This window comes from Novosphingobium sp. 9, assembly GCF_025340265.1.
Taxonomy (GTDB): Bacteria; Pseudomonadota; Alphaproteobacteria; order Sphingomonadales; family Sphingomonadaceae; genus Novosphingobium.
The window spans coordinates 500,741-515,775 of sequence record NZ_CP022708.1; the positions used below are offsets into that span (position 1 = coordinate 500,741).

The following is a 15,035-nucleotide window of genomic DNA, read 5'->3' on the forward strand; positions in this document are numbered from 1 at the left end:
CTCCCGTAGATTGTTCTGGGGCTTTTTGTGGTCAGCCGAAAGCGATGCTGTGGAGGGCGATCCGTGCCGTTGGCCCGCTCTCCAGCTGCGGATCGAGCCGCAACTGGGTGACGAGGCCGCGATATTCGCTGCATCGGGACAGATTGAAGGACAGGCTCTGGACGCCGCGCTCAGGCCGGACCTTGGCGATCGCACTCGGGCTGCCCACGAAGTCCGGACTGTCGAGGGGCCGCCATAACAGCGCGACTTCGTCTATGCCCTCGAACACGCCGCGTATTGTCAGGCGTTTGGCCTGCGCCGCCTGCCAGGCCGCTGGAGGACCGATGATCTGTGCGCCCTTCGCGGGGCGGATGTCCAGTTGCCCGCGTATCGGCCAGCCGCTGTCGGTTGCATCGACATAGGTCCAGCCCTGCCGGTCTCTGGCGAACTCCCATGACGGCAGCGCCGGAGGGCGGGGCTGCGCATAGACCCACTGGCGGATCGCGCCCAGATCACCGCAGATCAGCGTGTAGCGATAGTCATGCACGATATTGTGATCGATGATTTCGAGCCGACTTGGGCCGATGTAGCCGGTCGGTTCGTCCTTCGGACCACCGCTGCCTTTCTTGCCGTAGAAGCCGCCGGAGAACCACGTCGTCTCCGGGCTCCAGACGCCAAGGCCGTGGCCGCTGTCATCGAGCAGGGCGGCCCAGTTCTCGGTCGCGGCCCATTCGGCCCAGGGGCTCTCGTTCTCGAATGGATGCTGGATTTCGGTGGGGGTATCGCCTATGAACGGCCTGTCGCCGCGATAGCTCCAGAGCTGATACCACGGGCCGTTGGTATAGACGGCGGGCAGTTCCTGCTGCCGGGCAGGCCACTGCGTGCGATCCTGCCGCGCCATGACCAGACGGCACCGCGCCTGCACGGTGTTGCCGTCCAGCCGCAGCCAGGATTCAAAGGTGCATTCGCCCGGCACATCGTCGAGCGGCCAGTGCATGGGCACGCACTTCACGTAGATCTCGCGCCCGTCGTTGCGATGTTCCAGAATGCGCGAGGCATTGCCGAAATCGTCGCCGACCTGGATCGGGTTCCAGCCGATCTCTTCCCAGCGCGGTCTCGGCCCGGCGTGTCCGGGGACGCGATAGGGCACCGGGCCGGAATAGTAGCTCATCTGGACCTGTCGCCCCAGATCGAAGCTGTTGATGAGGTTGTCCGGCCCGCGCGTCAGGTCGGCCAGAAAGGTGATCGCCCCGCCCTTGGCCAGATCGATACCCAGCCGCAGAGTGCCGTTGGCAAGGTACGACATGCGCTCCGGCTTGGCATGGCCCAGTCGGGCGCTTTCCACCTGGGCAAGTACGGGCGAGGCCAGCATGGCGGTGCCCGATGCCGCCGCGCTCTGGAGGAAAGCGCGGCGGCCGAGGCCGGGAAGAGCGTTGTGACGCCCGGATGTCCTGTCCTGTGTCACGCGGCGCCTCAGAACTGCAACCGTGCGCCGATTTCGCCCATGCGGCCGATCGGAGACGCACCGTTCAGGAGATAGCCCGGCGAGGTGTAGGAGAGCGGCGGGTCCTTATCGAACAGGTTGTGGACATCGAACGTCAGCTGCAATTTCGACCCGTGCCAGCCTTGGGCGACGTCGACGGCAAGATGGAGGTCGAACGTGGTGTTCGCCTTCACCCGTTGGACCGGAACGACGGACACGTTGTTGAACGGCCCGGTGTAGTTGACGAAGACGTTGGCGGCCAGGTTGTTGCGCTGCCAGCCCAGCGTTCCGCGCAGATACCAGCGCGGATAGCCGATGCTGTCCTTGATGTTGTTCACGAAAGCCGAACCCGGCGCGGGCTGGGATTCGTTGGTGAGATAATACGTGCCGTCGATGCCTGCGTTGAACCGCCCGGCGTTTTCGGTCGGGATGGCATAGGCCACGCTGTAATCGAGGCCCGAGACGTTCTGGACGCCCAGATTGGAGCGGCGAAGGTCGATGATCAGGTCGAGGTCGGCGGTCGGGATCACCGTTCCCCACAGCGCCGGTTCCTGCGCGATCGCGGCATCGACCTGTTCCTGTGTCGGGTTGAAGGTCACGAAGCGGCTGGTGAGAGCCGGGTTGGTGAAGGCGCCGCCTGCAAGGCCCACGATGTTGGAATAGTGGATGTTGAAGTAGGTGCCCGAAACTTTCAGGCGCGGCGCGAAGGCTGGCGCGAAGTCGAAGCCCAGCGAGTAGGCGCGCGCCTTCTCGGGCTGGAGGTTGGCATTGCCGCCTGCCAGCAGCAGCACGTTGTAGCCTTCGTCCCGCACTTCGACGGGCGTGAAGAAGTTGGGCGCGTTGATGTTCGGCAGATACTGAGCGCGGCTGTCGGTGGAGTTCAGGTCAGCAATGCTGGGCGCGTGGAACGAGCGGGTGTAGTTGCCGCGCAGGGTCAGCCCGTCGACCGGGCTCCAGTCGATGCCGAACTTGGGGTTGGTGGTACCGCCGAAGTCGCTGTAATGGTCATAGCGGACCGAGGCGTTGAGCGTCAGCTTGCGCAGCAGCGGCAGGGCATTGTCTTCCCCGAAGATCGGCACGAGCAGTTCGCCGAACAGCGAGTTCACGTTGCGCTGGTCCACCCGGTTGATGATGTCGGGATCGACCGTGGTGCCGCTTTCCAGCGTGCCGTTGTAATGCTCCCAGCGGTGCTCGCCACCGAACGCGACCTTCACGTCGCCGCCGGGCAGGTGGAACAGCGATCCGTTGATCGTCGCCACCGTCTGGAGCAGGCGATGCTTGGCGTAGGGGATGTTCATCGCATTGAGGATGCCGTCCAGCGTCGACTGCGTGGTGCCGTTGCCGAAGGGATCGAAGGCCGTATCGGGATCGGTCGAGGCCAGCGCGGCGGCAAAGGCATCCGAGTTCACGCCATAGGGCTGATCGACCTTGGAATAGCCGTGGCCGTAATTGACATAGGCCTTGGCCGACCAGTTCGACGAGATATCGATATCTGCGCCGCCGCTGGCGCTCCAGTACTTCACGATATTCGTATTGGCCTGATACTGGCCCAGTTCGCGAACGAGGCTGTACTGCACGATCTCGGACGTTGCACCGGCCACTGGCGACTGGAAGAACGGGTTGGCGTCGGTGATCGTGAACGTCCCGTTCGACTGGTTGCCGAGCGAGACCGCCTTCAGGCTGCCGAAAGTCGCATCGCCGAACAGGTGGACCGAATCCCCGATGTCCTGCCGGAAGTTGGCGACGGCAGACCACTTGTGCTGCGCCGGGATCAGGCTGGTGTTCCGTGAGCCATCGGTGCGCGCAATGCCGGAGACGAACGATGTGCCGTTCCAGTAGAAGTTCTGGCCATCGGCAATGACGTTGGGGGTGTCGGTATAGATCGTGCGGGCATCGGAGCCGCCGGGATAGGCGGAAAGATCGTCACGCACGTAACTGCGCTCGTAGCCCATCAGCGCCGAGTTGCTGAAGTACTGACCGGCGATCATGAACGAGCCGGTGCTCCAGGTCTTGCCCGCAACCGCACTGATCGTGCGCTGGGCATAGCCATCGGCAAGGCCGTAGTCCGCCTGAATGTCGAGGCCGTTCAGGTCCTTGCGAAGGATGACGTTGATGACGCCCGCCACCGCATCGGAGCCATAGGTGGACGAGGCACCATCGGTCAGCACTTCGACCCGCTCGATCGCGGCAAGCGGGATCGAGGTAGGGTCGGAGGCTGTGCCCACCGAGCCAAGGCTGACCAGACGGTGGCCGTTGACGAGGCTCAGCGTCGCGCTGCCGGAAAGGCCGCGCAGTGAGGGCGGGTTCACCGGATTGGCGGAATCGCTGCCCACGCGCGGGTGGTGCCAAAGCTGCCCAATTGCGGGATTGTCGCCAGAAGGTCAGCGGTGTTCTGGACGCCGGAATCGCGGATCTGCTGCTGATCGACCTGGATCAGGTGCGAGCCGACCGGTGCGGCACCCTTGATGCTGGTGCCGGTGACGATGATTTCCGGCCCCTGCGTCGGGTCGTTGGGTGCGGTTTGCGGATTGGCAGGTGGCGCCGCTGGATCGTCAGCCTGGGACTGGGCGTGCACGGCAGACGGGACGACAGCCAGAAGGCAGATTGCCAGCGCACTGTGGCTGCTCAGAACGCCGGACAGGCGGCGAATTCCTTTTACGGATGTATACATTGTTTCCCCTCCATGTGGCGAGTTCGATCGGGTCGACTGCTCTAATTTGGAAATGAAGTATTCTTTGATGTGTATTTTAATTATTGTACTGATGTTCTTAGCGACGCCTTGTCGAGTTTTCCGGTACTGTTTCTTGGCAGTTCAGATCGTGATATGATCCTGTCCGGTATCGCGTAGCGGCTGATCGTGCCGTTGCTGATGGCCGGTCTCAGAAGTTCGTGAATGCTTGCAAGCGTCGGCGGTGGGCGTTCCGGAACAGGCACGACGAACAGGACGGGCCGCTCGCCCCAGCGATCGTCGGGAATACCGACGACGGCCACTTCCACGACATCCGGATGGCGTGCGCACAGGTCTTCCAGCGTCAGGGACGACACCCATTCGCCGCCGGTCTTGATGACGTCCTTGATGCGATCGACGATGGAGATCGCGCCATCGGCGTCGATACGGGCAAGGTCCTGCGTATGGAGCCAGCTATCGGCCCAAAGCGCTGCCGATGCAGTGCTATCGTCCCGATATCCTGCGGTGAGCCACGGCGCGCGCAGTTGCAGTTCGCCTGCCTGGTTGTCGTTTCCCGTGCGGGGGCAGCGCGCCCATACCAGCGGCACCGGGAAGCCCGCCCGCCCCAGCAAGGCAGGCGATCCGCTCCGGACGCTGCGCGACAGCGCGACGACCGGGCCGGTTTCCGACATGCCATAACCGCCGATGGCCACTATGCCGTGCCTGTGCGCCTCTATCCGCAAGGCTTCCGACAGGGCGCTGCCGCCAATGATGATCGTCCAGCGCAGAGGCCGTGCGTCGATCGTCCTGCAATCCAGCAGCATGCGCAGGATCGTCGGCACGCAGTGCGAGAACGTAACGCCTTCCTCGTGTTGCAGGCGGAGCAGTTCGTCGGGATCATAGCGTCCGGGATAGACCTGTTTGGCGCCCAGCATTGTCGCAAGGTACGGCATGCCCCAAGCGTGGACGTGGAACATCGGCGTCATCGGCATGTAGACATCGCTGCGCCGGAAGCCTTCGCCATCGGGCTGGTTGGCAAGCGTGCCCGCCATGGCAAGCGTGTGCAGCACCAGTTGCCGGTGGGTGAACGAGACTGCCTTGGGATCGCCGCTGGTGCCGCTGGTGTGGAATGTGGTGGCGAGGGTATTCTCGTCGAGTTCGGGGAAGTCGAAATCCGTCGCGGCAGCGGCAAGGTGGTCTTCATAGTCCGCCATGGCGAACAGGCGGGGTGGCGTGGCTGACGACGATGCGAAGTCCTGCGCCAGTTCCCGGAAATCGGGGTGGTAGAGCAGCACTTGGGCGCAGCTCTGGCGCAGCGTGAAGGTGATCTGTGCCGGGGCAAGGCGCACGTTCACGGTCTGCAATATGGCGCCGATCATCGGGACGGCGAAATAGGCTTCGAGATAACGATGGCTGTCCCAGTCCATGACGGCCACCGTCATGCCGGGTTTCACGCCCAGGTCGGTGAGCACATTGGCGAGTTGTCGAAGGCGCCTTGCGAACTGCGCGTATGTGAACCGCTTCCCGTCGCTGACGATTTCCTGTTCGGCGAATTGCGGCAGGTTTGCCAGAAGTTGCCCGATCAGCAGCGGATAGTCCGACGGTGCCCCGGTCATTGTCCGGCTCCCGCCGTCGGAGAGTGAGGAAGCGCTGCAAGGATCGGGCCGAACCACGGGTTCATGTCGAAGGGTACAGCGCCCGTCGTCCAGCCCATGCGCAGGATGACAGCCCGCCGCGAAGGTACGATCAGCAGGCTTTGCCCATTGTAGCCTTGCGGGGCGTAGCTGTCGGCAGGCAGGTCCGGAAACGTTCGTGCGCTGCGATCGGGCTTGAAGCCGTTCAGCCAGACCTGCGCGCCATAGTTCGCGCCCGGATCGGCCGGGGCCGGTTTGCGGACATAGTCCACCCACCACTCAGGCAGGATGTGGTGGCCGTTGATCTGCCCTTCGTCGAGGTACAACTGCCCCAGCCGTGCCCAGTCCCGCGGTGTTGCGTAGACATAGGAACTGCCGACCGGTGTGCCGGACTGATCCTCCTCGAACACCACGCTGTTCACTCCAGCCGGTGCGAACAGGCGCGTCCGGGCAAAGTCCTGCATGGCAGCGCTGCCGCCCAGTGTGCGCTTGATGATCGCCGAGACCACATTGCTGCTGCCCGAGGAATAGGACCACACGGTTCCGGGCGGATGGTCAAGCGGCAGGCTGGCGGTATAGCGGGCCATGTCGGGCTGCTCGAACAGCATGGTCACGGCGTCCTTGCCGGGCAGGTAGCTCTCATCGAAATGCAGGCCGCTGGACATGCGCAGCAATTGCGAGAGCGTGATGGCGCGACGGGGATCGTCCTTGCCGGACCATTCGGGCAGCCCGGTCGGTGCATCGAGGCTGAGCCTGCCGTCCGCCACCAGCAGCCCGGCAAGGCTCGCCGTGACCGCCTTCGACATCGACCAGCCCAACTGGCGGGTGTCCCGCGTGAACCCCGGTGCATATCGTTCGGCAACGATCCGGCCATCGTAGACGACGATGACGGCTCTGGTACGGGATTCGTCTGCGTCGCCTTTTCCGCTCGGTGCGAACATGGCCGCCACGGCGCGATCCAGCGCTGCGCGATCGAGACCGGGGAGAGGCGCAGCCAGAGCAACCCGATCCCCGCGTGGCCAGAGCGCATGCGCGTCACGGTTCGATGCCGGGGCTGGCAGCGACCGGTTCGCCAGCTGCGAAGTGCCCGGCGTCAGCAGTGTGCAACCCAGCCCCCGACGATAGAGGGCGGTCCGCGATGTCCTCCCGCGTGTGACGGTCAGCGTTCCGGCTTTGCTATTGATCCGGTACTGCATGCCCTTCAGGATCGGCAGCAGGGACTCCACGTCATCGCGGACGATCCCGGCAAGCGCGCGGCCTTCCACGAAGTGGGCCGAGCAGGCGAGCTTGGCGCCGATCCCGGCAGCGACCGAGTCCACCTCTTGCGTTTGCGATGGCTGAGCCTGCGCGCTGCCGATGCACAGCAGCATGGCGAGGGAGAGCGATGCTGCGCGGCGGGGGGCGACCGGAACGTCATCACGCCACCTCCACATGCGCGACATAGCGCGGGCTGAAGGTGAGCGAGGTCAGGGCAGCCCTGACGCCGACAGCGCGTTCCTCTGGCTTCAGGGTCATCGATCCGGCCAGCTTCACCGCATCGCCGCCGACCAGCACAGGCTCGACCCGGACCAGCAGTCCGGCGCCTGACAGCGCCGCCTGGAAACGGCGCAGCCCGACGGCCCAGGGGATGCCGTTGTTCATCGTATCGGCAACAAGGATGCCGGTTTGCGCATCGAAGATGCGGCAGACGTCGCCGGAATAGGCAATGTCGAGAAAGATCTCGTCCAGCCCGTCGAAGGCTGTGGCGGGCAGCTTCACGAGTGCGCGCTCGTCGCCGAGGCGCGCGATGTCGGCCGTGATGGAACGCGGACTGGCAGGGCTTGCAATATGGCCGAACACGCCGTCCTCAGCGCCGTTTGCCAGCGGCGGGAAAAACGAGGCTTCGAGCGCCTTGCCGTCCCGCGAAGCGATCGCGATCGTGTCGCCCGAACGCGTCACCATGGACGGGCTCAGCGCGAACAGCGGGGCATCCTGCGTGCCGAGATCGGCAAGGTTGCGCGCGTCGGTTTCGGTCAGCACCAGCAGCCGGATTGTAGAGCCCTTGGTGCTTCTGATCTTCACGACGGAGCCACGACCGGGTTGCACCGCGACCACAGCCGGGCCATCCGTCGCCTGCTTTATCCTGACGCGCGGCGATGGCTGGATCGCCGCCACGCCGTCGCGATCGAATACGAGTTCGGCAGGCAGCGATCCTATCTGCGTGAAGACGTGCCATTGCTCCCCTTCGCAGACGAAGCGGCAGACCGGCTGGACGGTCGCTGAGCGCAGGACGACGCCCGCACCCAGATCGAGATTGACCGGCCAGATCGCCATCGTGCCGCTGGGCAGGGGAAGTGTTCCCTCGTGAGGGATGCGCACCGCTCCGCGATCCGTATCAAGTTCAAGCACGAAGTCCGGCCGCGCAGGCAGCGGGTTCACATTGCCGTAGTTGCTGACGAACACGAAGCCGCGTCCATCCCCGATCCGCGCCTCGGCCCGGATGCCATCCTCTTCGGGTCTGGTGACGGGCTGCAAAGGCGAGCGCGGTTCGGCGCGTGCCAGATCGGCAGCGTAGTGGCGCAGGAACAGGTTGAACGGACGCGCGCGATAGAGGCTGTCGCGCCATTCGCCATATTCGCTGATAGGCGCCCAGAAATCGTAGGACACCAGCGGGAACATCGCGTTCTTGATGGTCCAGCCGCGATCGCCGTCGACGGGGTTCGAGCCGCCCCGGAACATGTAGTATCCCACCATCAGCGAACGCGAGGCGCCGAACAGCGTCATCGTTGAGGCATAGCCGGAATCGGCAGGTGGACGCGGGCGGAACGTGTCGCGCTGGGGCGATCCGTAGCCGATCTCGATGAAGCCGATCGGCACAGTGTCGTCGTATTCGCTGCCCTGTCGCTGGAACACGGTCAACTCGCTGTTCTGCGCGCCCGGAGGGCTGAGGTCCATGTACCCGCCGAACGTCGGCATCACCACTTCGGTGGGATAGGGGTCGTTCGCGCCCCAGGCCGTCACCGAATAGAATGGTGCGCGCAGCCCTGCCGTTACAGCCATCGCGTGCAGCTTGCGGTAGTGCTCGGTAAAGGCGGGGCCGGTCGGCCCGGTGTGCCCATCTGCCGGGGCACCATAGAGGAACGGGCGGTTCCATTCTATCGGCGCGACCGAGAGTTCGTTTTCCAGCTGGACGATCGCGATCGGGCCACCATGCTCCCAGAGCAGGTCATGCACCTGAGCGCCCAGTTGCACATAGTATCGCGCCACAAGGTCCAGGTAGAGCGGCTCGTTGCTGCGTTCGGTGGTCGGCAAGCCGTAAAGCCAGACGGGAAGGCCGCCCAGCAGAAATTCCGCATTGGTGAACGGGCCGATGCGCAGCACCACCATCATGTCGTGCTTCGCGCAAAGGCTGAAGAACGTGCGCAGATCGTTGCGGCCGGAAAAGTCGTATTCGCCGATGCGTCGTTCGATCTGGTTCCAGAAGATGTAGGACGAGACGGTGTTCAGCCCCGCCGCCTTCATCTGGACGATGGCAGGCTCCCATTCCTCGGGCGGAAGGCGCTGGGGGTGAACTTCGCCCGCAACGATGGTGAGGGGCGCGCCGTTGCGCTCAAGATGGCAGGTGTTGGCGGATAGATCGCCGCGCGCGCCCTTGCCGCCCCAGTTGGCGACAGCGCCCCGCACTTCGGGGTGAAGGCCTGCCCCGCGCACCTCGAAGCGGATGTGCGATCCGGTCGCTCCGGCCTTTGCCGCAGGCGACGCGGCTTTCGACCAGCCCGGCCGCGAGAGCGCGGCAGCGCTGGCGGTCAGTCCCGCCAGTACGGTCCGACGCCGGATCATGCCGCGCAGCCTTCGGCCCTTCGCCTCTGCTCGCACAGGAGCCGAAGCGGCGCAGCAAGACACATCGATGGGAGATCCCCTCGAAACATCCTCTTCCCTTTCTTGTGGGGCGCGGCGCTTTTTCGCGCCGTCGTCCCCTTATCTTCTGAAAGGAAAGGTCTCTCTTTGTCCGCTCTGTGTCAATTAAATTTCTTCCTGAAAGAAGAAAGTTTTTAAGGCGCTATTTTTGCGCGTTTTTCTCGCCCCGATTGCATAGTGCCCGAATGCCCGCAGCGGCGAAAACCGGAATATGACCGGCGATGGCGTTGAAGTCGGAAGAGGACACGGCGCCTCCCGAGATCCGGTCGATTCGACCGGTTTCGCCCAGCGAGAACGTGAAGGCGCCGGTCAGGAAATGATAACCCAGTAGATCGCCTCGGGCGGGGCCTCCGGCATGACCCGGCGCATGTGATGGACCAGCGCCTTCGAGATATCGTCGAATACTTCCGACATCAGCGCATATTGCGCGCCCCTCGAACTGTTCACGTAGGCGACGATGGCAGCGTAGTTGCGATGTCCCTGACTGAGCTGCGCGGCCTCGAAGGCAGGGCGCACGAAAGCCTCGATCACCCCTTCCAGGGTTCCGGCATCGCCGAATTCGGCTTCGTAGTCCGCAAAGGCCTTGAAGCGCGCTTCGTTGACGGCGGGGCCGCGCCGCCGGAATACGGCTGCGAACAGCTGTTCCTTGTCACCGAAGTAGTAGCGCATCAGGGCGGCATCGATTCCGGCAACCGCCGCCACCCGTGCCAGCGTCGTGCCATTGTAGCCGTTGGCCGCGAATTCGGCCTCGGCGTGGTCGAGGATGAGAGTCATCGACTCTTCGCGGCGTTCGACATTGGGGCGGCGGGTCCTGGTCGACTTCTTTGGGGTTTTCTCGTCCATTATCTTCATCCCGCCATATCGACCGTTTGCCCATGTTGGGGGGCAGGTGTTGCCGGGTAGCATATTCGCGTTGCCGGATTGAAGGGGCCTGTGGGGTTATCGCCGTTCAGGGGCATAGTGAAAAGCGGTAGTCGCGGTATCGCTGGCCATGTCGGCGGCAGGGCGGCCGCGCCCGGATGGGCGAATACGTGCCAAGGGATCACTCTTAAAAATATTGCTATTCAGTATCAATAGCTATATTCGCCCATGAAAATCACGAAAAATGAGGGCCTTCATCTTGGCTACGCGTTCTTGCGCTATTGTTTCTGTTGCCGCCATTTCAGCTGCGCTGGGCATGGCGGGCAACGCCACCACCGCTTGTGCGGACGCTCCAGCGACCGGGGGACTATCGTCATCACCGGGCAGCGAATCATCGACAGCAGCGACACCGCGACCAAGACCGATACGCCCCTGATCGAGACACCGCAGTCGATCTCCACTATTTCCGCCAGCCAGCTTCAGGCGCAGGGCGTGCAAAGTCTGGGAGAGGCACTGCGTTACTCTGCCGGTGTCAATGCCGAGGAATATGGCGGCCTCGATTCACGCCTGGACCAGTACATGATCCGCGGCTTCCAGACCTCGATGCCCTATGTCGACGGATTGACTACGCAGAGCCGCTACACTCTGCTTTCAGCCAAGGTCTATCCTTATGGCGCGCAGAGTATCGAAGTGCTGCGCGGACCGTCCTCGGTACTCTATGGCCAGAACGTACCCGGCGGCCTCGTGAATGTCGTCAGCAAGCGCCCGCAGGATGTCGCAAGCGGGGAAGTCGGTCTCCAGACCGGCAGCTATGGTCGCATCGAAGGTCATGCCGACATCACTGGGCCGCTGACATCCGACGGCACCCTGCTCTACCGCCTGACCGGAGAGGTGCTTTCAAGCGGGACCCAGATCCACCACGTAGATCAGCACCACTACTTTGTTGCGCCGTCGTTGAGCTGGCAGCCGGACGCCCAGACCAGCGTGACTGTCCTGTCGCATTTCGTGCGTCAGAACGACGGTTACGCCTGGCAAAGTCTGCCGGCGGAGGGCACGCTGCAATCCGCACCCTTCGGAAAGATCCCAACGAGTTTGTTTACCGGCGAGAAGGCGCTGAATTTCGCCACGCTGACGCAGTGGGACATCGGCTACAACGCTCAGCACAGTTTCAGTTCAGACTGGACAATTCATCAGAATCTGCGGTTCAGTCGCGCTGAGGTCGGGCTTGGCTATGTCGCGGGTAGCGGACTGCAAACCGACGAAGGGGGCAATGCCACCTCGATCATGGACCGCTATGCCCTCAAGGCGCATGCCCAGCAGAAGAATTTCGCTGTCGATACCAATCTGGAAGGCCGGTTTATGACAGGACCTGTCCAGCATACGCTGCTGGTCGGCCTGGATTACTCACACGCCTACGACCACTGGAAAGAATGGGACGGCAGCGCTGACCCGCTGGATCTGACTGATCCCGTCCATAGCGATAACATCAGCCTCGATCTCGACTTTATCACCCGCGACACGCTCGATCAGGTCGGCCTTTACGGGCAGGACCAGATGAAGATCGGCAAGCTGTCGCTGGTCGGCAGCGTTCGCGAAGACTGGGCACGGACCCGCACGACCGAGAACGACAAGTATTCCGTTTCGAACCTGTTGCAGAAGAACGATGCCCTCACCGGTCGCATCGGGGCAGTCTATCAGTTCGATAATGGTCTGGCGCCCTATGTGAGTTATTCCACTTCATTTCAGCCTACGATCGGTACGACCTACGATGGTTCCGCGATGAAGCCCACCACGGCCAAGCAGTGGGAAGGTGGCGTCAAATTCCAGCCCAAGGGTTCCAGAAGCTTTGTGACGGCATCGGTCTATTCGATCCGTGAGCGTAATGTCACGACTGCGGACCCCGATCACGACAACTTCGAGATCCAGACTGGCGGCGTGCGGGTGCAGGGGCTCGAATTGTCGGGAGATCTCGATCTTGGGCATGGGCTTACTGCCAATGCGGCCTACGCGCACATGGATTCCAAGATCACCAAATCGAACGATGGTGATGTGGGCAACCGGATGGAGGATGTGCCCCGTGATTCCGGCAGCCTGTGGCTGGACGAGAGATTGTTGGTGCGGGACGCTCAGCATCTCAATTTGGGGGCAGGCGTACGCTATATGGGGCCTCGTTATGGCGATACCGCAAACAGCCTGCGAATCCCGGCGAGCACTCAGTTCGACGCCATGATCGGCTATGATATCGGGCGCTGGAGCATCGTTCTGAACATACAGAATCTCACGGACAAGACTTCGGTTGCGACGTGCACGAGCGCATCGCGCTGTTTCTACAATGACCGCCGCTCGATCCTGGGAAGTTTGAATTATCGTTGGTAGTCGCGGTTCGCAATTGCGATGAATGTCGTGTGGTCTGGAGCCTGTCATGGTCGTAAGGCGTGAAGGTGATGGACCGCCGCTTCTGAATCAATCAATGGGTCCTGACCCTAGACGAGGCGTTCTGCGAGGAAGTCCACGAAGACCCGGACTCGCGCGGGTACGTTTGCCCCGCCGAGAAAGACCGCATGTATTGTCTCGATGTCGCCCGGATTATAATCTTCCAATATCGCTACCAACTGTCCTGATGCCAATTCAGGCTGAACGCTGAAGCGGCCGACGCGGGTAATGCCAACACCATCGGCGGCGAGTTGGCCTAGCGTCTCGCCGTTATTCGCCTCGAGCATGCCCCGAACGCTCAGCGCATAATTGCGTCCATCCTTGCGAAATGGCCAGACAGGCTCAGCCCGGCGGAAATTGAAATTCAGGCAATTGTGATCATGCAGATCCTCTGGTGTTGCCGGAGTGCCGTGGCGCGCCAGATAGGCAGGCGAAGCAACGATGACCCGGCCGTTCTCGCCCAGCTTGCGGGCTGTCAGGGGACTGTCGGCAAGCGGCCCGAAGCGGATCGCGACATCTGCCTGACCCGCGGCGATATCGACCAGGCGGTCGCTCAGGCTGATATCGACCACGATATGCGGATAGAGCCGCGCAAACTCGCCAAGCAGCGGTACGATGCACAGCCGCCCATGGGAATGGGCCGCGCTTACTCGCAGGCGTCCGCGCGGGGCGCCGCGATCGGCGATAGACTGTTCGGCTTCGTCGAGATCGGCAAGGATGCGCCGGGCGCTGCCGAGATAGGCGTGTCCTTCCGCCGTCAATGTCAGCGCACGGGTGGAGCGGAGCAGCAGGCGAACCCCCAGCCGATCCTCGATCCGGTCAACCGCGCGGCTGACCGCCGAGGGGGTGAGACCCAGCAAACGCCCGGCGGCGGAAAAACTACCTTCGGAAACCACTGCCGCGAAAGTTTCAAGTGCCCGTGCCCGGTCGGCATGGAAAGGTATCTTTTCATCCAACGCAAAGATCTTTCGCCTCTCGGCCCCCTAAAATCAGGGTGCCTTCCATTCCATTTATGCGCCCATCACGGAATGAAAAGGAATTACGATGGAATATCGGCAATTGGGCGCATCGGGCCTGCGGGTTCCGGTTCTGAGTTTCGGCACCGGCACGTTCGGTGGTTCCGGCCCCCTGTTCGGGGCCTGGGGCAATAGCGACGCACAGGAAGCGCGGCGGCTGGTCGATATCTGTCTCGACGCCGGGATCACGCTGTTCGACACTGCCGATGTCTACTCTGGCGGGGCGTCGGAAGAGGTGCTGGGCGCGGCGATCAAGGGGCGGCGCGACGCGGTGCTGATCTCAACCAAGCTCGGCCTGCCTACCGGGGACGGCCCGCAGGACTGGGGCGTCTCGCGCAGCCGGTTGATCCGCGGTGTGGAAGCGGCGCTGGAGCGTCTTGGCACCGATTATATCGACCTGCTGCAACTCCACGCTTTCGATGCCTCGACCCCGGTGGACGAATTGCTGGCTACGCTGGACGAACTCGTCCGCGCGGGCAAGTTGCGCCATGTCGGCGTTTCAAACTATCCCGGCTGGCAACTGATGAAGGCGCTGGGCACGGCAGACCGTCATGGCTGGCCGCGCTTCGTGGCCCATCAGGTCTATTACTCGCTGATCGGCCGCGCCTACGAGGCGGACCTGATGCCGCTTGCCGCAGATCAGGGTGTGGGCGCGCTGGTGTGGAGCCCGCTCGGCTGGGGGCGGCTCACCGGCAAGATCCGGCGCAGCAGCCCGATCCCGGCAGGCAGCCGCCTGCACCAGACCGCCGCCTTCGCCCCGCCGGTGGAGGACGAGCATCTTTACCGCGTGATCGATGCGCTGGACGAGATCGCGGCGGAAACCGGAAAGACGGTTCCGCAGATCGCGCTCAACTGGCTGCTGCAGCGGCCGACCGTGTCATCGGTTATTATTGGTGCGCGTAACGAGGAACAGCTGCGTCAGAACCTTGGTGCCGTGGGCTGGGCTCTCACCGCCGAGCAGGTTGTCCGGCTTGATCGGGCAAGCTACCAGATGCCTGCCTACCCCATGCACCCTATCATCAACAGGACGGCTTCGCCCGCCTGAATCCGCCGCTTGTCTGACG

General features: G+C 63.1%; 8 protein-coding genes and 2 pseudogenes. 2 read left to right on the forward strand and 8 right to left on the reverse strand.

All coding sequences use genetic code 11. The features are described 5' to 3' along the window. Positions 1-31: 31 nt before the first annotated feature. The 7 genes and pseudogenes from CI805_RS16950 to CI805_RS16980 form a co-directional block, all read right to left on the reverse strand. Complete coding sequence (locus CI805_RS16950; protein WP_260929434.1) at positions 32-1,444, reverse strand: hypothetical protein; 1,413 nt, start codon at positions 1,442-1,444, stop codon at positions 32-34. 8 nt (positions 1,445-1,452) lie between these two features. Next, positions 1,453-3,795, reverse strand: a complete 2,343-nt coding sequence (locus CI805_RS16955; RefSeq protein ID WP_260929435.1) for a TonB-dependent receptor domain-containing protein — start codon at positions 3,793-3,795, stop codon at positions 1,453-1,455. Then, on the reverse strand, positions 3,768-4,037 hold the full coding sequence (locus tag CI805_RS16960; protein ID WP_260929437.1) for a hypothetical protein: 270 nt from the start codon (positions 4,035-4,037) through the stop codon (positions 3,768-3,770). The genes CI805_RS16955 and CI805_RS16960 overlap by 28 nt, the downstream gene beginning before the upstream one ends. Positions 4,038-4,213: 176 nt before the next feature. Continuing rightward, entirely contained in the window at positions 4,214-5,746 is a 1,533-nt protein-coding gene (locus tag CI805_RS16965) for a long-chain-fatty-acid--CoA ligase (RefSeq protein ID WP_260929439.1), read from the reverse strand. Continuing rightward, positions 5,743-7,197, reverse strand: coding sequence for a serine hydrolase domain-containing protein (locus tag CI805_RS16970; RefSeq protein ID WP_260929440.1), 1,455 nt, complete (start codon positions 7,195-7,197; stop codon positions 5,743-5,745). The genes CI805_RS16965 and CI805_RS16970 overlap by 4 nt, the downstream gene beginning before the upstream one ends. Beyond that, positions 7,181-9,583: a beta-galactosidase gene (locus CI805_RS16975; protein WP_260929443.1), complete on the reverse strand. Its 2,403-nt coding sequence runs from the start codon at positions 9,581-9,583 to the stop codon at positions 7,181-7,183. Before CI805_RS16975 ends, CI805_RS16970 begins: the two co-directional genes overlap by 17 nt. Before the next feature lie 220 nt (positions 9,584-9,803). After that, positions 9,804-10,567 (reverse strand): annotated as a pseudogene (locus CI805_RS16980) (TetR/AcrR family transcriptional regulator). 183 nt (positions 10,568-10,750) lie between these two features. Here CI805_RS16980 and CI805_RS16985 point away from each other — a divergent pair. Next, the gene (locus tag CI805_RS16985) at positions 10,751-12,898 is read left to right on the forward strand and encodes a TonB-dependent siderophore receptor (RefSeq protein ID WP_260929447.1); all 2,148 of its coding nucleotides are present in this window, start codon (positions 10,751-10,753) and stop codon (positions 12,896-12,898) included. A gap of 107 nt (positions 12,899-13,005) precedes the next feature. Here CI805_RS16985 and CI805_RS16990 read toward each other — a convergent pair whose 3' ends face one another. Then, complete coding sequence (locus tag CI805_RS16990; protein ID WP_260929449.1) at positions 13,006-13,911, reverse strand: LysR family transcriptional regulator; 906 nt, start codon at positions 13,909-13,911, stop codon at positions 13,006-13,008. A gap of 88 nt (positions 13,912-13,999) precedes the next feature. On the opposite strand from CI805_RS16990, the pseudogene CI805_RS16995 reads away from it, so the two are divergent. Then, positions 14,000-15,033, forward strand: a pseudogene (locus tag CI805_RS16995) (aldo/keto reductase). The last annotated feature ends 2 nt before the right edge of the window (positions 15,034-15,035 follow it).